The organism is Nocardia amikacinitolerans NBRC 108937, from assembly GCF_001612615.1.
Lineage (GTDB): Bacteria > Actinomycetota > Actinomycetes > Mycobacteriales > Mycobacteriaceae > Nocardia > Nocardia amikacinitolerans.
On record NZ_BDAU01000008.1, the window covers coordinates 1 to 24,236 of the forward strand.

Consider the following 24,236-nt stretch of genomic DNA (forward strand, 5'->3'; position numbering starts at 1 on the left):
TAAGCCGCCATTTGACTACCGTCGATTTTGCGCAAGATGGTGAGCCGGCGAGCGAGGGCGCGGGGCACCAGGGGTTGACCGGACCTCGCCGCGACGAGGTTGGCCAGGGTGAACATCTCTGCGATGCGTTCGATCTCGGACAGCTGCATCACGTCTCGGTTGATCAGATCGGCGACGTAAGTATGCGCGTTCTGCCGCAGTGTTCTTGCGCGTTCTGCCGCTACGATCGTGCGCTTCTTGCCGACGTTGGAAGAACTGCATTGCCGGAGCGATGTCGACCAGTCGACTGTGTGATCTGCAGGTGATTCGTTGCGGTCGCCACCCCACGCGTAGTCGTCGGCAGTCCCGGACCTTCGGCCAGTTCGGCATGCCGCAGCGAAGTGCGGAAGTTCATGCGGCGACTCACATTTCGAGGGGCGGTGTCGTCGTTCTAGGCGAGACGAATTCATCGAGCGCGCAGGAGCGCTCCGGTTTTGCGGAGAACCATGGACACATTGCACAACGGTGACCGCCGGGCACTGGTGGTCGGTCTCGGGATCAGTGGGGTCGCGTCGTCTCAGGGCCGACGAGGGCCACGATGGCGCTGAACCGGCTGGGGCTCACCGCCGAGCAGGAACGCATTTATCGGCGACTGCTGCGAGAACACGGGCTCGACGAGGCGCCTACTCCGGCCGAGCGTGCGGTTCTCGCCGAGCTGCGCGCATTGGGGTTGTTGCACGATGATCTGACCCCCAAGTCCCTGGCCGCAGCGGTGGAGATACTGATGCATCGACGGCTCGCCGAGGCGCAACGTCAGCTGGCTGGACTGTCCGCCGCCTGGGACGCGCTGCGGGAACTGGAGGCGGAACACCGCACGGAAATATAGTCAGCCCGGTCGAATTCCTGCCCACCCCAGCCGATTCCGCGCGGCGAATCCACGAACGACCGTTGTCCGCCACGGAACTGCGGGTCTTGCAGGCGCTGACCTGCCACGACACCGACGAAACGGCCGCGCGGTCGATGAACGTGTCGGTGCGGAAGTTCCGCGCCCATGTGGCATCGGCGATGGACCGTCTCGGCGCCAGGACCCGGTTCCAGGCCGCGCTGCTCGCCAAGGAGAAGGGCTGGCTGTGAAACCGGGTGGCAGGGTGCGTCAGAGGGTGCGGGCGAAGTGTGCCGCGACCGTATCGATGGCGATGGTGACCTGCGGCTCCTGGTCGTAGAAGTCGAACTGACTGCCCTGGGTCCACAGGAAGTCCTTCGGCCCGGCGAGCCCGGCGTGGAACCGGCGCGCCCCCTCGGGGATCGCCGCGTCCTCGCTGTGCACGAGCACGGTCGGCTGGGTGATCCGCGCGGCGGGCGCGATCGAGTCGTGGGTGAGCCAGTCGACCCAGGACATCACGGCGAACCGGTTGGGCCACAGCGGGATTCCGCCGCGTTCCGGATTGAGGTAGAAGTCGATCTCGTACGGCATGGCGGCCTGTTCCTCGGCGCTGCCCACCACCGGCACGTAGTCGACCTCGCCGGTCTGCTCGAACCGAGCGCGCGCGGTGCGTGCGGCTTCGATCTTCGCGGCCACCTCCTCGGGCCCGCCGTAGGCTTGCTCACACACCGCGGCGTCGTGCAGCCACGGAGCGACCAGCGCCAGCGCCTTCACGCGGGGATCGCGGGCGGCGTTGCCCGACATGTATATCGCGGCCGCGCAGATGCCGAGCGCGCCGATGCGATCGGCGTCGACCGCGTCGTGCGCGGCGAGAAGGCCGACGGCACTGCCGATGTCGCTGATCTTGCGTTCCGGCGACTCGAAGTCGCGCGGAGAACCGTCCGACTCACCGAAGCCGGTGAAATCGAACGACAATGCCGCGTAACCACGTTCGGCCAGCCGCTGGGCGTATCGATCGGCCATCATCTCCTTCACACTGGTCCATGTCCCCGCGACCACCACGCCGGGCACCGGTCCCTCGGTATCGGGCAGAAACAGGTTGCCGACGAGTTTCACACCGGCACTGTCGAATTCGACCTTCGTCATTTCGTTCCTCTCGCCGAAGCGGTCGTCGCTGTCAGTGCTTTCATCCGGGCAGCAGGCCGCGATTGCCGTCGCCCCACAGCGCGGTCATCACCACGCCTCGGATCCGCCAAGTGCCGTCGGTGCGCACGAGGTCGAACCGGTAGCTGCCGCCCAGCGTCCACAACGACGCGCCGAAGGCCTCGGCTTTGCGGTGCGTCGCCTGGAACGAGGCCGTGCACACCGCGGTGTCACCGTCGATGGTGACCAGGTGGTTGGCAAGCAGATGCTGGGTCGCGGCGAACCCGCCGAGAGTCTCGCGCCAGGCGCCGACGATCTGCGCCGGGGTCAGCACCACCGGTTCGCCGCCGTTGAGGCTGGTGTAGTCCAGCGTCACCTGTTCGGCGAAGACCTGCTCGAGTGCGTCCCACTCGCGGTGATCGGTAAGCCAGACCATGCGGGTACAGGTGTCGATGACATCGAAACGATCCATACTGCGATCCTTACCGCCGAACCCCTTGCGCCGGAAGGGCAGTCGCTGCATATCCCCTGCAACAAGCTGCACAACGGGCACCGGACCGGCCGGCCGGGATCGATCAGCGCTGCCGGAACGCGGCGGAATGGGCGGTGGCCGGCTCGACACGATCATGTTTCACAGTGAGCGGGATAAACCTTGCGGCGCTAGTTTCTGTCTGCTCGCAGCGCAGCGAGCAGATCGGAGTTCGAATCATGCACATCACAACGATCACGCGCCGCCTCGCGATGGCCGCGATCACCTCGGTCGCTACGGCTGCCGCTTCACTCGGCATCGCCGCGCCGGAAGCTGCCGCGGCGCCGCCGCGAGATCCGATCCTTTTCGTCCACGGTTGGCAGGGATCGGCGTCGAACTGGGACTACATGTGGGGCCGATTCCTGGGCGCGGGGTACTCCATAAAAGAGTTGGCACGATTCAGCTACGACAGCTCCCAGCCGAACGGGGACATCGCGCTGGAGGTGAAAGCGCAGGTCGATGCGCTGCGCGCGAAGACAGGTGCCGCCAAGGTCGACGTGGTCACCCACTCGATGGGCGGCCTCAACAGTCGCTGGTACCTGAAGAACCTGGACGGCCTGAATTTCGTCGACGACTGGGTCTCCATCGGCGGCCCCAACCATGGCACCGACGTTGCCAACGGATGCTTCGACGCCTCCTGCGTGGAGATGCGGCCCGGCTCGGCCTTCCTGGCCGAACTCAACAGCGCCGACGAAACCCCCGGTCAGGTGAACTACGGCACCTGGTGGTCGCCGTGCGACGAGATCATCAACCCCGATGAGAGCACCATTCTCAGCGGTGCCGCCAACACCCGGACGCTGTGCCTAGGCCATCTCGGGCTGCTGTCGTCGGCGACGGTTTTCGATGGCGTGCGCAACTTCGTGAGGTAGGCGGCTGAGCCTCTGCCCCGTCTCGCATCTGCGAGGCGGGGCCGAGTCTGGGTGCCCGGCAAGCGCGACGCCCAGCGAACGCTCGGTCGTTCCCTCAGCCCATCACGTTCGCCGGTGACTTCCTCGGCGACCCGTCGCTGGCGGCCGCCTCCGACGCGGGACAGCGCGGCGCGGATGCGACCCGCGGAGCTTCGGCCTAGCCCGTCACGGGCGGGTCGCTGTCAGTGCGGCGGATACGTACCGGAACAGCCGTCGGCCATCGTCGATGGGATCCGCTCCTCGAGGGGCCGCCGCTCACTCCCCGGTGCGGATTCGTGCCGGGAGTCGGTTCTCCCGCGACCAGCGCGAGCGGATCTTTTTCCCTTCGCGCCCAAAATGATTCGATCCTGGACCGGATCTGGGCGTTGCAAGCAGGTCCGGACCCGGCCGAGTCGATTCCCCCGCGCACGTCGGCGGCCTCCGCGTGGTGTTGCGGTGCCTTCGTGAAGAGCTCGCGTATATGGCCGAGCCCGCGGGTGTGCGGGCGGTAGCGAGGTGCTCGGTCGGATCCGATGCCGAGGTCGCTTCGTAGCCGCGCTGCCGGTACCGTTCCGGTGCGAGTTCGACCACCGCGCCGGGGTCGAATTCCTTGGCACGCGCCATGTTTCGAGATACTAGGATGTTGCGACCGATCGGTCAAATATGCGGCGCTGCGAACCGGCAACCGCAACCGGGAGTGGGGCACCTGGGGAAGGCCTCGTTGTAGTCGCCGCGTGCGCTCGGATCGCCCGCCGCATCACTGGGGGCACGGGCGGTCATGCTCTCGGCGTCGGTTGCCAGGTCTGCGGGTTGCCTGATTCGTTCGTGCGGCGCACGAGGACCGCGGCGGACGATGCCGACGGTCCATCGGTTCCTCGCCGATCCCGCGCCGGAGTCGACCGGCGATCTTCGACTCGATCGAGCCCGCGGCTCGTCCTCGGTCAGGGTAACCAGCGCGATGCGTCAGGACGGTTGACAAGCTCGAGATCGTGCAAATACTGTTCAGTAACCATGAATCCTGTGCTGTCGTACGAAATTCCGAGAGGGATCGTTGTGCCAATCCACATCGCCATAGCGTAGGTGCGACTGCGCACCTTGTTCGGGCACTACCCCCTCTAACGCGCGCCGCGATCCGCTGGCATCCCTCGTAGCGCTTCATTTTCAGCGTCGCTCGCTGATCGATTGCTCTACTGAGCCCGACGGCACAGTCAGGTTTCGTCCTGACCTGCGTCGTCTCTTCTGGGCTGTCCGTGGAAGACGTTTCGCATTATTCGGGGCGATTCGCCGACCCTCGACAATGTCGAAATCCGTTATGGCGAAATATGAGCCGTCTGCGCCGGACTGTCTCAATAAATCTTAACGCAATCTTTGGTTTAACCACGAATCGATCGTGACGGGGGGTCACAGCGTGCGCTGAGGAAGGATGTTCAGAGGTGAACGGATCGGCCTTTGCCGTCGCCATCATCGGCATGTCCTGCAGAATGCCGGGAGCGGCCGATCTCGACAGTTTCTGGCAGCTGCTCAGAGCAGGGCGCGCCGCGATCGGCGCAGCTCCTTCCACGCGCGCGAACCTCACCGAGCGGGCCGGATTCATCGACACCGCAGGTCAGTTCGACGCGGATTTCTTCGGTGTCTCGCCCAACGAAGCGCGGGCGATCGATCCGCAACAGCTGCTGGCGCTGGAATTGAGCTGGGAAGCGCTCGAGGACGCGGGCCTGGCCGCCACCGCACGCGATGCCCGGCGATGTGGCGTCTACCTCGGCTGCACGGGCGGAGACTTCGCCGAAATCGTTGCCTCCCAAGGCGGTCCGGGTGTCAGCCGCCACTCGCTGTGGGGTGTCGGACGTGGCGTCATCGCCAATCGCGTCTCGAACTACTTCGGTTTCAGCGGACCGAGCATCGTCGTCGATAGCGCCCAAGCATCCTCGCTGGTCGCGGTGCATCTGGCCTGTGAGAGCCTGCGCAGCGGCGAGAGCGAGGTGGCTCTGGCCGGTGGCCTGAACCTGATTCTGTCGCCGACGAGCGGTGAACGCATCGAACAATTCGGCGCGCAGTCGGCGCTCGGCGCGTGCCACACCTTCGACGCGCGGGCCGACGGGTTCGTGCGCGGCGAGGGTGGCGGCGTGGTGGTGCTGAAACCACTGGCCAGGGCGATCGCCGACGGCGACCGGATTCACGCCGTGATCCGCGGCAGCGCGGTCAACACCGGCAACGAACGCCGAGTGCTGAGCGCGCCGAGCCGGGATGCGCAGGCGGCGGCGATCCGCTCCGCCATCAGCGCCGCCGGTGTCGCGGCGCCGTCGGTGCAGTACGTCGAATTGCACGGCACCGGAACACCCGCCGGTGATCCGGTGGAAGCCGCCGCGCTCGGCGAAACCTACGGCGTGCACCGGGCCACGGACGCACCGCTGGCCGTCGGATCGGTCAAGACGAACATCGGGCATCTGGAAGGTGCTTCCGGTATCGCGGGCCTGATCAAGACCGTGCTCTGTCTGGCCCACCGAGAACTGGTGGCCAGCCTGAACTTCGAGACGCCGAATCCGCGAATTCCGCTCGAGCAGCTGGGTTTACGGGTCGTAACCGGCACCGAGAGCTGGCCCGCGGACGACGTACGCCGTGCGGGTGTGTCGTCGTTCGGTATGGGCGGCTCGAATGCCCATGTGATCATGGAGGAGGCGCCCGCCGTCGGGGCCGCCGCATCAGCGGTAAGCGGCGCGCCCGGTGCGGTGCCATTGGTGGTGTCGGCCCGCACGGAGGACGGTGTGCGGGCGCAAGCGGCCCGGCTCCGCGAGTGGCTGCTCCGCCATCCTGAGCTGGATCCGGTCGATGTGGCGCATTCGCTGCTGACAACCAGAGCGCAGATGGAGTGGCGCGGCAATGTCGTCGGACAGGATCGAGCGGAGCTGCTGGCCGGTTTGGCGGTCCTGACAGACCCGACCGCGCCCGCCGTATCGCTCGAGCCGACAACCGAGCGCGCCGAGCAGCGCCGGGTCGCGTTCGTGTTCCCGGGGCAGGGCAGCCAGTGGGAGGGCATGGCGCTCGGCCTGCTGGATGCGGGTGGGGTGTTCGCGGAGTCGATCGCGGAATGTGAAGCGGCCCTGCGGCCGTACGTGGACTGGTCGCTGACGGCGGTGCTGCGCAGGGAAGCGGACGCGCCCCCGCTGGAGCGCGTGGACGTGGTGCAGCCGGTGCTGTTCGCGGTGATGGTCTCGCTGGCCCGGATGTGGCGGGCGGCCGGTGTGGAGCCGGACGTGGTGATCGGCCATTCCCAGGGCGAGATCGCCGCCGCCCACATCGCCGGTGGGCTGTCGCTGCCGGACGCGGCGCGTGTGGTCGCGCTCCGGTCGCGGGCGGTCGCCGACGAGCTGGCCGGACGGGGCGGTATGGCCTCGATCGGACTCGGCGCCGACGCGGTCCGGGAACGTTTGTCGGCGTGCGGGGACCGGCTGTCGTTGGCGGCGGTGAACGGACCGGCGCAGACCGTGATAGCCGGTGATGTTCCTGCGATGGAGGAGTTTCTCGCCGCCTGCGCCGAGGCCGGTGTGTGGGCCCGCCGGATTCCGGTGGATTACGCGTCGCATTCGAAGGCGGTCGAGCGGCTACGCGATCGGTTGCTAGAGGAACTGAAACCGATTCGCCCGCAATCCGGTTCGGTGCCGTTCTTTTCCACGGTCTTCGCCGACCGCTTGGATACGGCGGAACTGGACGCCGACTACTGGTATCGGTCGCTGAGGGAACCGGTTCGATTCGCCGACGCTGTGACGGCGCTGATCGCGGACGGCATCAACGCGTTCGTCGAGACGAGTCCGCATCCGGTGCTCACGATGGGCATCGGGGTAACCGCCGAGGCGGCCGGTGCGGCCGAGGGCGTCTCCGTTGTCGGGTCGTTGCGGCGCGGTGCGGGCGGGCCGGAACGGTTCGCGGCGTCCTTGGCGCAGGCGTATTGCGCTGGCGTGCAGGTGGATCCGGCGGTGTTGGTCGAAGGCGGCGCGCGGGTCGACCTGCCGCCGTACGCGTTCCAGCGTCGCGACTTCTGGTCCGGTGTGCCGGTCGCTTCCGGTGGTTCGACCGGTGTGACCGACGTCGATGCGGCAACCGAGGAACGCGTTTCCGAGGGGCGACCATCCGAGCGCGATGAGCAGTGGGACGACGGCCCGCTCGCTCGCACACTGGCGGCGGCACCCGAATATCAGCGCGACACAGTAGTTCTCGACATCGTTCGCGAGCATGCCGCCGCGGTGCTCGGCCACGAGTCGGCCCGGTCGATCGACCCCGACCTGCCGTTCACCGAGTTCGGCTTCGACTCCGTCAGCGGAGTGGAGCTGCGGAACCGGTTGATTCGGGCCACCGGTGTGCCGCTGCCGAAGACGCTCGTCTTCGACCACCCGACCGCGACCGCGGTCGCGGCGCTGCTCCGGGCACGCGTCACGGGGACCGACCATAGGAAGCGGCGCGCCGAGCTCACCAGCTCCGTCGGCCAACCCTCCCAGATGTCCGACGAACCGATCGCCATTGTCGGCATCGGTGCCCGATTCCCGGGCGGTGTGCGGTCGGCCGAGGATTTGTGGGACCTGGTGGCCGCGGGCCGGGACGCGATCGGCGACTTCCCGACCGATCGCGGCTGGGATCTGGACCGGCTGTTCGACCCGGACCCCGACAAGCCGGGCACGGTCTACTCGCGCCATGGCGGATTCCTCAGCGATGCGGGTGATTTCGACCCCGGCTTCTTCGGCATCAGCCCCCGCGAAGCGCTGGCGATGGATCCGCAGCAACGGCTGTTGCTCGAAACGGCATGGGAAGCACTGGAGGACGCGGGCATCGACCCGACGTCGTTGCGGGGCAGCGACACCGGCGTCTTCGCCGGTGCCTGCTCGTCGGGATACTCCGGCCGGGTGACCGGTGACCTGGAGGGCTTCCGGCTGACCGGCACGTCGCACAGCGTCATCTCGGGTCGCGTCGCGTACGTGTTCGGCCTGGAAGGTCCGGCGGTCACGGTGGATACGGCGTGCTCGTCGTCGCTGGTGGCGGTGCATCTGGCGTGTCAGGCGCTGCGCCAGGGCGACAGCTCGCTTGTTCTCGCCGGTGGTGTGACGGTCGCGGCGAGTCCGTATCTCTACGTGGACTTCGCCCGGCAGCGCGGCCTGTCACCGGACGGTCGTTGCAAGGCGTTCTCGGCCGCCGCCGACGGTGTGGCGTGGTCGGAGGGCGCGGGTGTCCTTGTGCTCGAACGACTTTCGGACGCCCAGCGGCTCGGCCACAACATCCTTGCCGTCGTTCGCGGTAGTGCGGTGAACCAGGACGGCGCGAGCAATGGCTTGACCGCGCCGAACGGCCCGTCGCAGGAGCGGGTCATCGCGCAGGCCCTCGCCAATGCGGGGATCTCGGCGGTCGACGTGGACGCGGTGGAGGCGCACGGAACCGGTACGGCCCTGGGCGATCCGATCGAAGCGCAGGCGTTGATCGCCGCCTACGGACAGGATCGCGCCGATCGGGAACCGTTGCGGATCGGTTCCTTGAAGTCGAATATCGGCCACGCCGTTGCCGCCGCCGGTGTGGCCGGTGTGATCAAGATGGTGCAGGCGATGCGGCACGAACGGCTGCCGCGCACGCTGCACGTCGATTCGCCGTCGCCGCACGTGGATTGGGACGCGGGCGCGGTGCGTCTGCTGACCGAGGCCGAACCGTGGTCCGTGGGCGATCGAGTGCGCCGGGCGGGCGTGTCGTCGTTCGGTATCAGCGGCACCAACGCGCACGTGATCCTCGAAGAAGCCCCGGCCGTCCCGGTCGCGGCTGCCGAGGGCGACCGCGAAGGCGGCGCGGAGCGGCGGTCGAACACCACCGTGCCGCTCATTCCCTTGCTGGTGTCGGGCAAGGGCGACGCAGGTCTGCGTGGCCAGTCCGCGCGGCTGCGTGAGTGGTTGTCGGAGCGGCCGGAGATCGACATCACGGAGACGGCCTACTCGCTGGCGACCGCACGGGCGCAGCTGGATTCGTGTGCTGTGGTCCTCGGTCGCGATCGGGACGAGTTGCTGGAACGGTTGACGAGTCTCGCCGAATCGGGAACCGGCACCGGCGTCGTCGCGGGCGCCGCAGGATCGGGGACGACGGCATTCCTGTTCACCGGTCAGGGCGCCCAGCGGATCGGCATGGGCGCCGGTCTGTACGAAGCGTTCCCGGTCTTCGCGGACGCGTTGGACGCGGTGTGCGCCCAGTTCGATCCGCTGCTGGGATGCTCGCTGAAGCAACTCATGTTCACCGGCGGTACCGGTGCCACGGATCTGGATCGGACGGAGTTCACCCAGCCCGCGCTGTTCGCCTTCGAGGTGGCGCTGTATCGCCTGCTGGAATCGTTCGGCGTCACCCCGGACGTGTTGATCGGCCATTCGATCGGCGAAGTCGCGGCTGCGTACGTCGCGGGCCTGTGGTCGGTCGAGGATGCCTGCCGGTTGGTGGCAGCACGCGGCCGTCTCATGGGTGCGCTGTCCGAGGGCGGCGCGATGCTCGCCATCGGGGCGTCCGAAACCGAGGTGAACGATGTCGTCGCTCGGTATCCCGGCCGAGTGTCGGTCGCCGCCGTGAACGCGCCCGAGGCTCTGGTGATCTCGGGTGACGAGGACGCGGTCGCCGAGATCGAGGCCCTGTTCGTCGAGCGCGCAAGGAAGACCTCGCGGCTGCGGGTCAGTCACGCCTTCCACTCGCATCGGATGGAGCCGATGCTGGCCGAATTCGAGTTGGTCGCAAAGGGACTGGTGTACCACCGGCTTCGCCTTCCGGTGGTGTCGAACGTGTCCGGCCTGCTCGCCGGTGACGAGATGCTGGAACCCGCCTACTGGGTTCGGCAGGTGCGGGCCGCGGTGCGATTCGCGCCGGGTATCGAGACGCTGATCGCCTCGGATGTGCGCCGATTCCTGGAGATCGGGCCCGACGCGGTGCTGGCGGCGATGACCAGGCAGACCCTTCCGGAGGGTGTGGAAGCGGTGGTGGCCGCCGCCGCGCGCCGGGATCACGATGAGCCCCAACAATTCCTGACGATGCTGGCGCACGCTCACACGTCCGGTGCGCGCGTGGATTGGACGCGACTGTTCCGTCGACCGGCGCGACGGCGAGTTCCCCTGCCCACCTACGCCTTCCAACACCAGCGGTACTGGTTGCCGCCGCGCCCCGAAGCGACCGGTGACCCCCACGGCCACCCGTTGCTCACCGGCGTCGTCCCGGTGGCGGGTAAGGACGAGTTCGTTTTCACCGGCCGGTTCTCGCTGCCGACCGACCCGTGGGTCGCCGACCATATGACCTACGGCACCGTGGTGCTGCCGAGCGCGACGCTCGTCGAGTTCCTGCTCGTCGCGGGCAGCGGAATCGGTTGCGGCGTCGTCGAGGAGCTGACCCTGGAGGCTCCGATCCTTCCGGCGGAGGACGACGAGGTCGAACTCCAGGTGTCGGTGCGGGAGCCGGACGGGACCGGGCGACGACCGTTCGACTTCTACTTCCGCAAGGCGGCGGGCGAATGGGTGCGCAACGCCAGCGGCGTCCTGGCCCCCTCCTGGGACGGCGACGACGCTCTGCTGGACCGGCTGCGCGACGAAGCGTGGCCGCCTGCCGACGCCGAAATCCTCGACACCGCATGGATTCCCGAGCGGATCGCCAAGGGATCCGGACTCGAATACGGTCCGGCGTTCCTCGGCGTCGACGCCGCATGGCAGCGCGGGGGAACCGTCTTCTCCGAGATCACCCTGGACACGGCGGCCGCGCCCGAACCCGAGCGGTTCGCTCTGCATCCCGCCCTGCTCGACCTGGTGATGCACGCCGGACTGGCCGGGCTCGTCTGGCACGACCAGGACAGCGATCCGAACACCGGCCGGTTGCTGTTCCGCTGGGGCGGGGCGCGACTGCACCAGCCGCTGGTCAAGGCGACGGCGCTGCGGGTCATCGCCGTAGCGACCGGCCCGGAGACGATCTCGGTGGCGACCGTCGATGATTCGGGACGGCCCGTGATCTCCGTCGACGCGGTCGTCATGCGGCCATACGACGTGAAACAGATGCGCGCCACGCTGGCCGGGGACGACGCCGACCTCTACGAGATCCAGTGGACGCCGGCACCGGCGGTGACATCCAGTTCGTCCGCGGACCGGATGGCCGTCCTCGGGTCGGTGCCGGTCGCCGGAATCGACACCGGCTATCCGGTCCCGTCGGAAATCGCTGCGGCAGAGGTGATTCCGGATGTCGTGTGCTGGCATCCGGGGATCGGCGCCGCGGCCGACGATCCGGTGGCTGTTCGCGGTCACCTGGAAACGGTGTTGGCGACGGTACAGGCCTGGTTGGCCGAAGACCGTCTGGCCGACACTCGCCTGGTCGTGCTGACCACGAACGGTGCCGGGCTGCCCTGCGCGGCACCGGATCTCGCCGCGGCAGCCGTCTGGGGCATGCTGCGCAGCGTCCAATCCGAGTATCCTGGCCGGTTCGTCCTGCTCGACGCCGACTCGTCGGCCGCCGCGTCCATGGATTACCCGACGCTGATCGGCGCGGTGATCGCGGCAGACGAACCGCAGGCCGCGGTGCGCGACGGCGCGTTGCTGGTGCCGAGGCTTGCGAGAGCACGAGCCCAGCACGATGCCGAGCCGGGCCAGGCCCACCCGTCGTTCGGTACCGGCACCGTACTGATCACCGGCGGCACCGGCGGCCTCGGCGCGCTCGTGGCACGACATCTGGTCTCCGCACACGGAGTACGCCATTTGCTGCTCGTCTCCAGGCGTGGCGAAACCGCTGACGGCGCAACGCGACTGGTGTCCGAGCTGTCGGAAGCGGGTGCTGCTGTCCGGGTGGCGGCCTGCGATGTCGGCGATCGAGAAGCCCTCCGCTCGCTGCTGGATTCGATCGAATCCGATCATCCGCTGACCGGCGTCGTCCACGCGGCGGGCGTCCTCGACGACGGCACCCTCGCGAGCCTGACCGCCGAGCAAGTGCGGCGAGTATTCGACTCGAAGGCCGCCGCCGCATGGCACCTGCACGACCTCACCCGCGACCGTGACCTGTCGGCCTTCGTGCTGTTCTCCTCTGTCGCGGCAACGATCGGATCGGCGGGACAGGCCAACTACGCGGCGGCCAACGCATTCCTCGACGCGCTGGCGCTGCGTCGCCGAGCCGAAGGGCTGTCCGCGACTTCGCTGGCGTGGGGACCCTGGAACTCCGCCGCGGGCATGACCGGTGGCTTGGACCGCGGCGCCGTCGCCCGCTGGGAAAGGCTCGGCCTCCACCCACTCGGGAACGACGAAGGCCTCCGGCTGTTCGATGCGGCCGGTGACCGCGTCGCCGCGCACCTGGCGGCGATCGGGTTCGACCCGGCGGAGCTGCGGCGCGAAGCGCGCGACGGTGCGGTGCCCGCGGTGTTCCGTGGTTTCCTGCCCCGCACCACGGAACGGACGGCGGCCGCGTCGAGTTCGCTTGGCACACGACTGAGCCGGGTACCGGAGGGCCAACGCGCCGAGGTCGTGCTCGACTTGGTCAGGGAGCACGCGGCGGCCGTGCTGGGACACCGTTCCGCCGAAGACATCAGCCCCGACGAGCGATTCGACGCGCTGGGATTCGACTCGCTCGGCGGCGTCGAATTCCGCAACCGGCTGTCGAAGGCCACCGGTGTCCAGCTGCCGTCCACCCTGGTCTTCGACCATCCCACCGCCGCGGCGGTCGCCACGCTCTTGCGGTCCAAGATCGAGGGAACAGAATCCGGTCCCAGGACCGCACGGCTGTCGCGCCGCGTCCGCGCGGACGAGCCCATCGCGATCGTCGGCATGAGCTGCCGATTCCCCGGCGGCGTCCGAACCCCGGAGCAGTTGTGGGATCTGGTGCGGTCGGGGACCGATGCCACCACCGAGTTCCCCGACGATCGCGGCTGGGATCTCGAGCGGCTGATCGACCAGGACCCGGACAAGCCTGGCACGGTCTACAGCCGCGGCGGCGGATTCCTGGACGACGCGGGCGATTTCGACGCCGGGTTCTTCGGCATCAGCCCGCGCGAAGCCCTGGCGATGGATCCGCAGCAGCGGTTGCTGCTGGAAGCGTCCTGGGAGGCGCTGGAGGATTCGGGAATCGACCCGAACACCTTGCGCGGCAGCGACACCGGTGTGTTCGCGGGTGCGTGCGCCTCCGGATACGTCGACCGGGTGACCGGCGACCTGGAAGGATTCCGGCTGACCGGCACCACCCACAGCGTCGTCTCCGGCCGGGTGGCCTACGTGTTCGGCCTCGAGGGACCGGCGGTCACGATCGATACCGCATGCTCGTCCTCACTGGTGGCCATGCATCTGGCCTGTCAGGCCCTGCGTCAGGGCGAAACATCGCTGGCCGTCGCCGGTGGCGTCACGGTGGCCGCGACCCCTTATCTCTCCGTGGATTTCGCGCGGCAACGCGGCCTGTCGCCGGATGGCCGCTGCAAGGCGTTCTCCGCAGCGGCCGACGGTGTGGCCTTCGCCGAGGGCGTGGGCGTCCTGATCCTGGAGCGGCTGTCGGACGCACAGCGGCTCGGCCACGACGTCCTGGCCGTCATCCGGGGCAGTGCGGTCAATCAGGACGGTGCGAGCAATGGCCTGACGGCGCCGAACGGTCCGTCGCAGGAGCGGGTGATCGCGCAGGCCCTCGCGAATGCCGGCCTCACACCCGCCGACGTGGATGCGGTGGAAGCGCACGGAACCGGAACTCCCCTGGGGGATCCCATCGAAGCCAACGCGTTGATCGCGGCATACGGGCAGGAGCGTGGGGATCGGCAGCCGCTGCGCATCGGATCGATCAAGTCGAACATCGGTCACACCGTGGCCGCGGCCGGTGTCGGTGGCGTGATCAAGATGGTGCAGGCGCTGCGACACGAAACGCTGCCCCCGACGCTGCACGCGGAAGCGCCGTCCCCGCACGTGGATTGGTCCGCGGGCGCGGTGCGCCTGCTGACCCAGCCCGAACCATGGCGCGCAGGAGGTGCGGTTCGCCGGGCCGGTGTGTCCTCGTTCGGAGTCAGCGGAACCAACGCCCACCTGATCCTCGAGGAGGCGCCCGCCCCGCAGCCCGTCGTCTCGCCACCTGCTACCGACCACCCGCTCGCGGCGGTGCCCTGGGTGGTGTCGGCCAAGAGCGAGAACGCCCTGCGGGCGCAGGCGGCGAAACTGCAGCAGTGGCTGATCGATCACCCCGACGCCGATCCGGCGGATGTGGCCTATTCGCTCGCCACGACACGTGCGCGGCACGAGTGGCGCGCGATGGTCCTCGGTTCCGATCGCGACGAGCTGCTCGCGCGGCTGGCGAAGCTGGTCGCCGGATCCGCCTCGGCCGGAGTGGTTTCCGGCGCCGCGGGCTCGGGGAAGACCGCCTTCTTGTTCACCGGTCAGGGCGCGCAGCGGGTCGGAATGGGTGCGGGTCTCGCCGAGGCCTTCCCGGTATTCGCCGCCGCGCTGGACGAGGTGTGCGCCCGGTTCGATCCGTTGCTCGGATGCTCGCTGAAGCAGGCGATACTCACCGGACACCTGATCGACGATCAGGGCGTCACCGCCGGCGACAGCTTGTCAGGTCGCTCGAAAGGGTCAGCGGAGACCGGCATTCTGGACCGGACCCGGCTCACCCAGCCCGCGCTGTTCGCGTTCGAAGTGGCGCTGTATCGGCTGCTGGAGTCGTTCGGGCTCGTCCCGGACATGGTGATCGGGCACTCGATCGGTGAACTGGCCGCGGCGTACGTGGCCGGCGTGTGGTCGCTGGAAGACGCCTGCGAGCTGGTCGCGGCACGCGGTCGGCTGATGGACGCGCTGCCGTCGGGCGGCGCCATGCTCGCGGTCGCCGCGTCCGAGACCGAAATCCACGCGGCGCTGGCCGGATTCGGTGATGGTGTGTCCCTTGCTGCGGTGAACGCGCCTGGGGCCGTGGTGGTTTCGGGTGACGCGGAGGTCATCGAGGAGATCGACCGGCAGTTCGCCGAGCGCGGTCGCAAGACGAGCCGACTCCGGGTGTCGCACGCGTTCCATTCCCCTCGGATGGAGCCGATGCTGGCGGAGTTCGAGGCGGTCGCGGCGCGAATGACCTTCAACGCACCGCGAATTCCGTTGGTGTCGAACATCTCCGGACGGGTCGCAGGCGACGAAATCCTGAATCCGGGGTACTGGGCGGCACAGGTGCGCGCCGCGGTGCGGTTCGCGCCCGGTGTCGAGACGCTGGTGGCATCGGGTGTACGCCGCTTCCTCGAAGTCGGACCCGACGCGGTGCTGGCGGCGATGACGCGGCACACGCTGCCCGAGGACGTCGAGTCTCGATCGGTGGTCGCCGCGGCGGCCCGTCGAGAGCAGGACGAGGTCGAACAGTTCCTGACCCTGCTCGGCCACGCGCACACCGCCGGGCTGTCCGTCGACTGGAATCCGCTGTTCACCACCCGCCGGGTGGCACGAATCGCCCTGCCCACCTATGCCTTCGAACATCGGCGGTACTGGCTCGAACCCAGCCCGGTGGAGACGAGCAACGCGACCTCGGAACACCCGCTGCTCACCGACGTGGTGCGAGTGGCCGACCGCGACGAGTGGCTGTTCACGGGGCGGCTCTCGCTGCGCACCCATCCCTGGATCGCCGACCACACCACCTACGGCGTTGTGGTCGTCCCGAGTGCCGCGCTCATGGAGATGCTGCTGGTCGCGGCGCCGCGGATCGGATGCGGTGCCGTGGAGGAACTCATCCTCGAGACGCCGATCCTCCCGCCCGCGGACGGCGAGGTCGAACTCCAGGTGCTGGTGCGGGAACCGGATTCCACGGGACGTAGATCGTTCACGTTCCACTATCGCCGCACCGGCGATGGGGCAGGCAGTGAGTGGACGCGCAACGCCAGTGGCGTGCTGAGCGGTAGGCAGCTGACCGACATCGGACTGATGGACATGCTGCGAAACGCTCCGTGGCCGCCGGTCGACGCCGAACCGGTGGATACCGACTGGATTCCGGCCCAGGTGGCCCGTGCCGCCGGACTGGAATACGGCGCCTCGTTCCTCGGCGTGGATGCCGCGTGGCGCAGCGGTGACACGGTGTTCTCCGAGGTCACCCTGAACCAGGAATTCCCGGCCGACCGATTCCAGCTGCATCCGGCGCTGTTCGACATGGTGATGCATGCCGGAATCGCCTGTTTGATCTGGCCGGACCACAAGGGCGATCCCACCGAGGGCAAACTCCTGTTCCGTTGGGGCGCGACACAAATCCACACCACGTCCACGGTCCGGACGTTGCGGGTGATGGCCATCCGCCGCAGCGGTGAGGCGATCACCGTGGTGGCCGTCGACCAGGACGGAACGCCGGTGGTCACCATCGACGAAGCCGTTATGCGCTCCTACGACGTCCAGCAGTTCCGCGCCACACTGCCGGGCGGACGCGCGGCACGGTACGGGTTGCGCTGGGTGCCGATGGAGAAGCCCGACGGACACACCGGGACCGGAAGTACGGCCGTGCTGGGAGCCGCGCGTGTGGACGGCATCGACGATCGGTATCCGGATCCGACCGCGCTCGCCTCGGCTTCGACGGTGCCAGACGTCGTGGTGTGGTCCGAAGCCGCTGCGCTGCACGGCGATTCGCAGTCGCCTGCACGGGACCGGGTCGCTGCCGCCTTGCGCACGGTGCGAGATTGGTTGGCCGACGAGCGATTCGCACGGTCGCGGCTGGTCGTGCTGACCAGCCGTGCGGCAGCCCTGCCCGAGGAGACGCCGGACACCGCATCAGCCGCGGTGTGGGGGCTGATACGCAGCGCGCAGACCGAGTACCCGGAGCGAATCGTGCTGCTCGACGTGGGCGAATCTGCTGGTGCACAGCAGATTTCCGCCGATGCGATTCGAGCCGTGCTCGAGAGCGGAGAGCCGCAGGTGGCAGTACGGGGCGACCACGTCCTGGCACCGCGACTGGAGGTGCTGACCGCCCAGGCAGCCGAGCAAATAGCGTTCGGTTCCGGCACGGTGCTGATCACCGGCGGGACCGGGGGATTGGGCGCGCTGCTGGCCCGGCACCTGGTCACCACGCACGGTGTGCGGCGACTACTGCTGGTATCCCGTCGCGGCGAGCGTGCCGACGGAGCGAGGGAACTCGCCGCGGAACTCTCCCGATCCGGTGCCGAGGTGCGGATCGCCGCCTGCGATGTCACCGACCGCGACGCGCTTCGCGAGCTGCTGGACGGCCTGCCCGCGGAGCACCCGCTCACCGGTGTCGTCCACGCCGCGGGCGTGCTCGACGACGGCACGTTCCACACGCTCACCGGCGACCAGGTCGATCGGGTGTTCGCTGCCAAGGCGGACGCGGCCTGGCATCTGCACGAGCTCACCAGGGACCTGAATCTGTCGGCGTTCGTGCTGTTCTCCTCGATCGCCGGAATGATCGGCTCGGCGGGGCAAGCGAATTACGCTGCCGCGAACGGCTTCCTGGACGCCCTCGCGAGGCAACGCCGTGCCGAGGGACTGCCTGCGCTCGCACTCGCCTGGGGGCCGTGGCAGCAGGACATCGGCATGACCGGCGCGCTGGACCGCGCGGCCATGAACCGGTTGGAGCGGCTGGGCCTTGCTCCGCTGGACCGTACCGACGGCCTTCGATTGTTCGACGAATCGCTGACCACGGCCGAACCGGTGCCTGCGCTGTTGCGGCTGGATACCGACAAACTGCGCATGGAAGCGCATGCCGGTCCGATTCCGGCGGTGCTGCGCGGGTTCGTTCGCGCACGCGGCCGGTCGGCACCGGCATCGAGGCGTGAACTGTCGCTCGAGGAGCGTCTGCACGGTGTACCGGAGGCGAGGCGACGCGGGGTCGTCCTCGATCTGGTGCGCGAACACGTGGCGGCGGTGCTCGGTTACGGCTCGGCCGACGACATCGGAGCCGATCGCGGCTTCAGCGAACTCGGCTTCGATTCCCTCGGCGGCGTCGAGTTCCGGAACCGGCTCGCCAGGCTGACGGGTCTGTCGCTGCCCTCGACGTTGGTCTTCGACTACCCGACCGCGGGAGATGTCGCCGACTACCTGCTGGAACAGACCGTGCCGACAGCGCACGCGCAACCGGCATCGGCCGTGTCCGACGACATCGCGCGGCTGGAGGCCCTGCTCGAGCGGATCATCGCCGACGGCAGCGACAACGACGAGACCGTCGCCGGATTGCGTGGCGTCAACGAGCGCCTGCGCACCTATCTGACGGGCAGGTCGCCGGACGGTGCCTACGACGACCTCGATTTCCATTCCGACAGTGAGCTTTTCGACCTCATCGACGAGGAGTTTGGTCCAGCATGAGCAGCCCAGCCGCCAGTAACGAGGAACGGCTCAGCCGGTATCTGAGAAAGCTCACCGGAGACCTGCGCGCCGCTAAGAAGCACATCCAGAATCTGGAAGAGCGTGCAGGCGAACCCATCGCGATCGTCGGCATGAGCTGTCGGTATCCGGGCGGAGTCGAAACTCCCGCGCAGCTGTGGGATCTGGTCGCTTCCGGTGCCGACGCCGTCGGTCCCTTCCCTGCCGACCGAGGCTGGGACCTGGATCGCCTGTTCGACACCGATCCGGACGCGCCGGGCACCATCTACACGCGGGAAGGCGGATTCCTCGACGCGGCGGGCGATTTCGATGCCGCGTTCTTCGGCATCGGCCCGCGCGCGGCCGAAGCGATGGACCCGCAGCAGCGCCTGTTCCTGGAAGCGGCATGGGAGGCATTGGAGGACGCCGGCATCGATCCGGTGACGTTGCGCGGCAGCGACACCGGAGTGTTCGCCGGCGTGATCCACCAGGACTACGGCCCGCGCGTGGGTTCGCCTGGCCTGACCGCCGAATCGGAAGGTCATGTCTACCTGGGTGTTTCGGCCAGCGTCCTGTCCGGGCGCGTCGCCTACACCTTCGGTTTCAAAGGTCCGACGCTCTCGGTGGACACGGCGTGCTCGTCGTCGCTGGTCGCCCTGCATCTGGCGTGTCAGGCGCTGCGGCAGGGCGAGACCTCTCTCGCTCTGGTGGGCGGTGTCACCGTGATGTCCGACCCCACGCTGTTGATCGCCTTCGCCCGGCAGGGTGCGCTGTCCCCGGATGCCCGGTGCAAGGCCTTCGCGGCGGCGGCGAACGGAACCGGATTCTCCGAGGGCCTCGGCATGCTCGCGATCGAGCGGTTGTCCGACGCGCGCAGGCACGGCCACCAGGTCCTCGCGGTCATCCGCGGCAGCGCGGTCAACCAGGACGGCGCGAGCAGCCATTTGACCGCTCCGAACGGTCCGTCGCAGGAAAAGGTGATCGCGCAGGCCCTCGCCAGTGCCGGTCTGGCGCCCGCCGACGTCGATGTGGTCGAAGCGCACGGCACCGGCACGACGCTCGGTGACCCGATCGAGGCGCGGGCGCTGATCGCCGCCTACGGACGCGATCGCGCCGGAGAGCCGCTGCGGATCGGCTCGCTCAAGTCGAACATCGGCCACACCTCCGCCGCGGCCGGTGTGGGCGGCGTGATCAAGATGGTGCAGGCCTTCCGGCACGAAACGCTGCCCGCGACACTGCATGTCGATGCTCCGACGCCGCATGTGGACTGGTCGGCGGGATCGGTGCGGCTGCTCACCACGGCGGAACCGTGGCCGGCGGGCGAGCGGGTGCGTCGCGCAGGCGTGTCCTCCTTCGGCGCCAGCGGCACCAACGCGCACGTGATCCTGGAGGAGGCGCCCGCTGCGGAGGAGGCGCTCGCCGAACTGGCGGACGACACCACCGATCGTGGTGCGCAGGCGGTGGCCGCCGGTGTCGCCCCGTGGCTGCTATCGGCGAAGACCGAGGACGCGTTGCGCGCGCAGGCGACCAAATTGCGGCAATGGGTGACTGAAAACCCGGACGCGCCAGTCGAAGACATCGGCTATTCGCTGCTGACGACCCGCGCGCGGCTCGACTGGCGGGCCGCGGTCGGCGCCGACGACCGCGAGACGATGCTCGCCGGACTGGCGGCACTCGCCGAACACGGTTCGGCCAGCACCGTCGGCGGCGTGACGGCAGGGCAGGCGGCGCCGCGCAAGGCGGCCTTCCTGTGCACCGGACAGGGTGCGCAGCGGGTCGGGATGGGACGTGAACTGTACGAGGCGTTCCCCGCATTCGCCGCCGCGGTGGACGAGCTGTGCGAGCAGTTCGACCCGCTGCTCGGCTGTTCGCTGAAGCAGGTGATGTTCACCGGCCTACCGGCCGAGGGTCCCGCCGATGCCGATGTCCTGAATCGGACCGAGTTCACCCAGCCCGCGCTGTTCGCGTATGAGGTCGCGATGGGCCGGCTCCTGGACTCGTTCGGCGTGACGCCCGACGTCCTGATCGGACATTCGATCGGTGAGTTGGCCGCCGCCTATCTCGCCGGCGTGTGGTCGCTACCGGACGCGTGCCGGTTGGTCGCCGCGCGTGGCCGCCTCATGGGGCAGTTGCCCGAAGGCGGCGCGATGCTGGGCATCGCGGCGAGCGAGGACGAGGTTTCCGAGGCGCTCGTCGACGGTGTCTCGATCGCTGCCGTGAATTCTCCTGTCGCCGTTGTTGTTTCCGGCGACGAGGAGGCGGTGGCGAAAATCGAGCAGTCGTTCGCCGACCGCGGCAGGAAGACCTCGCGGTTGCGGGTGTCGCATGCGTTCCATTCCCACCGGATGGATCCGATGCTGGCCGAATTCGAGGCTGTCGCACGCGAGGTGACCTACCGGCGCCCGCAGATCCCGCTGGTGTCGAATCTCTCCGGCCGGATCGCCGGTGACGAAGTGCTGGAACCCGCCTACTGGGTTCGCCAGGTTCGCTCGGCGGTGCAGTTCGCTCGCGGCGTGGAGACCCTGGTGGCCTCGGGCGTGCGCCGATTCCTGGAAATCGGTCCCGACGCGGTGCTCACGGCGATGACCAGGCAATGCCTGTCGGACGACAGCGAATCGCAGTCGTCGGTGATCGCCGGAGCACGGCGAGGGCGTGCCGAGGTCGAGCAGTTCGTGAACTGCCTGGCCCATGCACACGTCGTCGGTGTCGATGTCGACTGGAGCGTGTACTTCGCCGCTCGCCCTGCCTCGCGAGTGTCGTTGCCCACCTACGCCTTCCAGCGTCGTCGCTACTGGCTCGAACCCTCGCTCGGCACCGCGAGGGTCGAATCCCTGGATTCGAGAGTGGTCGACCATCCCATGGTGGACGCGGCATTGCCGATGGCGGATGGTGGTGTCGTCCTGACCGGGCGCCTGTCACCGCTGACGCAGCCGTGGTTGGCCGACCATGTCATCGGCGGGGTCTTGTTGTTGCCTGGGACCGGGTTCGTTGAGCTGGCGTTGCGTGCCGGTGCCGAAGCCGGGTGCCCGGTGCTCGAGGAATTGATGTTGCAGGCGCCGCTGGTGCTGCCCGCGACCGGCGGTCGGCGGATTCAGGTCGTCGTCGGCGGGCCCAGCGAGGAGTCCCCGCAGCGGCCGATCTCTATCTACTCCCGCGCCGAACACGACAACGCCGGACAGTGGGTACTGCACGCGCGCGGCCTGTTGACCGGCCGAGACGACACGGCCGAACCCGAACTGGGGGCTTGGCCGCCTGCCGGAGCGACCGGCGTCGAGGTCGCGTACACCAAGTTCCTGACGCGCGGTTACGACCTGGGCCCGGCTTTCCAAGGTGTGCGGGCGCTGTGGCGACGCGGCGATGAGGTGTTCGCCGAGATCGCCGCGAGTGCCGAGACCGGGGTGCGCGGGGAGGGCTTCGGAATCCACCCGGCATTGCTGGACGCGACCTTGCAGTCGGGACTGCTCGCCGGTGTGCTCGAGATCGGCGCCGGACAGGTGGTGCTGCCGTTCTCGTGGGAGTCGGTGTCGCTGTACTCGACCGGAGCGTCGGCGTTGCGCGTGGGTCTGACCAGGACCGGTTCGTCGGTGTCGGTGTGGGTGGCCGACGAGCAGGGGCGACCGGTGTTGTCGGGATCGGTGACGATGCGGGCGACGCCGCTGAAGCAGCTGGCCGCGGCCGCCGCGGGTGCGGGCGGTCGGGCCGAGCAGGTGCTGGAAGTGGTGTGGTCGCCCGCCGCGCTCGAGTCCGCGGCGCTGGATGCGGGCGTTGGTCGGTGGGACCGTTTGGATTCGGAGTCGCCGGTGCCCCCGGTGGTGGTGGTCGAGGCTGGAGCCGGGTGGGGCGACCACCCCGACGGCGACGTCGTAGCCACCACCCACACCGAGGTCGCCCGGATTCTCGAGGTGGTGCAGGCGTGGCTCGGCCAGGATCGGTTCGCTTCGAGCACGCTGCTGATCGCCACGCGCGGTGCGGTCGCACTGGCCGGTGAGGACCTCACCGATCTTCCTGGCGCCGCCGTGTGGGGCTTGGTGCGGACGGCGCAGACGGAGGATCCGGGTCGGATCGTGGTGGTCGATGCGGACACCCGCGTCGACGAGCAGCTCGCGGCGACCGTTCTGGCCGTGGGTGAACCCCAAGTCGTCGTCCGTGACGGCGTCACCCACACCGCTCGGCTCACCCGACCCGCGACCGGTGAGCCTTCCGTGGCGAGCGACGATGCCCCCGCCTTCGGGACGGGGACGGTGTTGATCACCGGCGGCACCGGCGGTTTGGGCGCGGCGGTGGCCCGGCATGTGGTGGCCAACCACGGGGTGCGGTCGTTGCTGCTTGTGAGCCGCAGCGGCCCGCGGGCCGAGGGTGCGGCCGCCTTGTGCGCCAAGTTGGAGCAGGCGGGCGCGCAAGTGAAAGTCGTGGCCTGTGATGTCTCCGATGCCGGTGCGGTGGCCGGGTTGCCCGCGGAAGTGCCCGCGCAGTGGCCGTTGTCGGGTGTGATCCATGCCGCCGGTGTGCTCGACGACGGGGTCATCGCCTCGTTGACCGCACAACGGATGGACGCGGTACTGGCGCCGAAGGCCGACGCCGCCTGGTACCTGCACGAGGCGACCGCGCACCTGAATCTGGCCGCATTCGTGGTGTTCTCGTCGCTGTCGGGCACGATCGGCGGCCCCGGCCAGGCCAACTACGCGGCGGCGAACACCTTCGTCGACGGTCTGGTCGCCCATCGGCGCGCGCGAGGGCTGGCAGGTCGGTCACTGGCCTGGGGTCCGTGGGCACGCTCCATCGGCATGACCGGACACCTGACCGATGCCGATACGGCCAGGACGACGCGCGCCGGATTCACCGCGTTGTCGGACGAGCAGGCCTTGGCCGCATGGGATTCGGTGCTCGACACGGGTCCCGGTCACGCGGTGATCACCGGCGTGGACACCACCGCGATCCGCGCCAAGGCCGATGCCGGACTGCTGCCACCGCTGCTGCGGGAACTGGTACCTCCGGCGGCCATCCGTCCGGCGGCGACCCCGGTGGTGATATCCGGTCTGCGGCAACGGCTCGCAGGCCTGGACGCCGATCGGCAGCGGCAGGTCGTGCTCGATACCGTCCGCGCGCACGTGACGGCGGTACTCGGCAGGGACGCCGTGTCCGCGCCCGATGCCGACCGCAGCACCTTCCAGGATCTGGGCTTCGATTCGTTGGGCGCGGTCGAGCTGCGCAACCGGATCAAAGCCGATACCGGCCTCGCGCTGGCGGCCACCGTCGTTTTCGACTACCCCACACCAGCGGCGCTTGCCGAGTATCTCCGCGAACAACTCTCGGACGGGCCGGTGGAAAAGCCGGTTCGTTCGATCGATGCGGTCTTCGAGGATTTGGAATCCGCCCTCGCGACCGCGAAGTGGGACGAACAGGAAAAGGCCCGGATCGCGGCTCGGTTGCAGTCCATTGCGACCAGTTGGACAGCTCGAATCGACACCGCTGGTGTCCCTCGCGACGACGATGTGGAAAACGCCGACGAAGCGGCGCTTTTCGCGATCCTCGACAGCGAATTGGAAGCCTGAGTACTG

The 24,236-nt window shown here is 68.7% G+C and carries 7 protein-coding genes; 5 read left to right on the top strand and 2 right to left on the bottom strand.

The window, feature by feature from the left end; genetic code table 11:
* Positions 1 to 577: 577 nt before the first annotated feature.
* Together NAM01S_RS07285 and NAM01S_RS35650 are read left to right on the top strand one after the other, a co-directional pair.
* Entirely contained in the window at positions 578 to 865 is a 288-nt protein-coding gene (locus NAM01S_RS07285; protein ID WP_067781338.1) for a hypothetical protein, read from the top strand.
* Positions 866 to 927: 62 nt separating this feature from the next.
* The gene (locus tag NAM01S_RS35650) at positions 928 to 1,113 is read left to right on the top strand and encodes a LuxR C-terminal-related transcriptional regulator (RefSeq protein ID WP_067781341.1); all 186 of its coding nucleotides are present in this window, start codon (positions 928 to 930) and stop codon (positions 1,111 to 1,113) included.
* A 19-nt stretch (positions 1,114 to 1,132) separates the two neighbouring features.
* On the opposite strand, the gene NAM01S_RS07295 is transcribed toward NAM01S_RS35650, so the two are convergent.
* A complete protein-coding gene (locus NAM01S_RS07295; RefSeq protein WP_067781343.1) occupies positions 1,133 to 2,008 on the bottom strand; it encodes an alpha/beta hydrolase in 876 nt (291 codons plus the stop codon).
* Positions 2,009 to 2,048: 40 nt separating this feature from the next.
* Positions 2,049 to 2,477, bottom strand: coding sequence for a nuclear transport factor 2 family protein (locus NAM01S_RS07300; protein WP_067781346.1), 429 nt, complete (start codon positions 2,475 to 2,477; stop codon positions 2,049 to 2,051).
* 134 nt (positions 2,478 to 2,611) lie between these two features.
* Here NAM01S_RS07300 and NAM01S_RS07305 point away from each other — a divergent pair, with 134 nt between their 5' ends.
* From NAM01S_RS07305 to NAM01S_RS07315, 3 genes are all read left to right on the top strand, one after another.
* Complete coding sequence (locus NAM01S_RS07305) at positions 2,612 to 3,403, top strand: esterase/lipase family protein (protein WP_218018352.1); 792 nt, start codon at positions 2,612 to 2,614, stop codon at positions 3,401 to 3,403.
* Between the two features lie 1,451 nt (positions 3,404 to 4,854).
* Positions 4,855 to 18,681: a type I polyketide synthase gene (locus NAM01S_RS07310; protein WP_067781349.1), complete on the top strand. Its 13,827-nt coding sequence runs from the start codon at positions 4,855 to 4,857 to the stop codon at positions 18,679 to 18,681.
* Positions 18,678 to 24,230, top strand: a complete 5,553-nt coding sequence (locus tag NAM01S_RS07315) for a type I polyketide synthase (protein ID WP_067781352.1) — start codon at positions 18,678 to 18,680, stop codon at positions 24,228 to 24,230. Before NAM01S_RS07310 ends, NAM01S_RS07315 begins: the two co-directional genes overlap by 4 nt.
* Positions 24,231 to 24,236: the final 6 nt, after the last annotated feature.

What these genes read in the sequence shown, in the direction of transcription:
- NAM01S_RS07285 (WP_067781338.1), top strand. Translation starts at nt 578, where the DNA reads ATGGCGCTGAACCGGCTGGGGCTCACCGCCGAGCAGGAACGCATTTAT.
- NAM01S_RS07295 (WP_067781343.1), bottom strand. Translation starts at nt 2,008, where the DNA reads ATGACGAAGGTCGAATTCGACAGTGCCGGTGTGAAACTCGTCGGCAAC.
- NAM01S_RS07300 (WP_067781346.1), bottom strand. Translation starts at nt 2,477, where the DNA reads ATGGATCGTTTCGATGTCATCGACACCTGTACCCGCATGGTCTGGCTT.
- NAM01S_RS07315 (WP_067781352.1), top strand. Translation starts at nt 18,678, where the DNA reads ATGAGCAGCCCAGCCGCCAGTAACGAGGAACGGCTCAGCCGGTATCTG.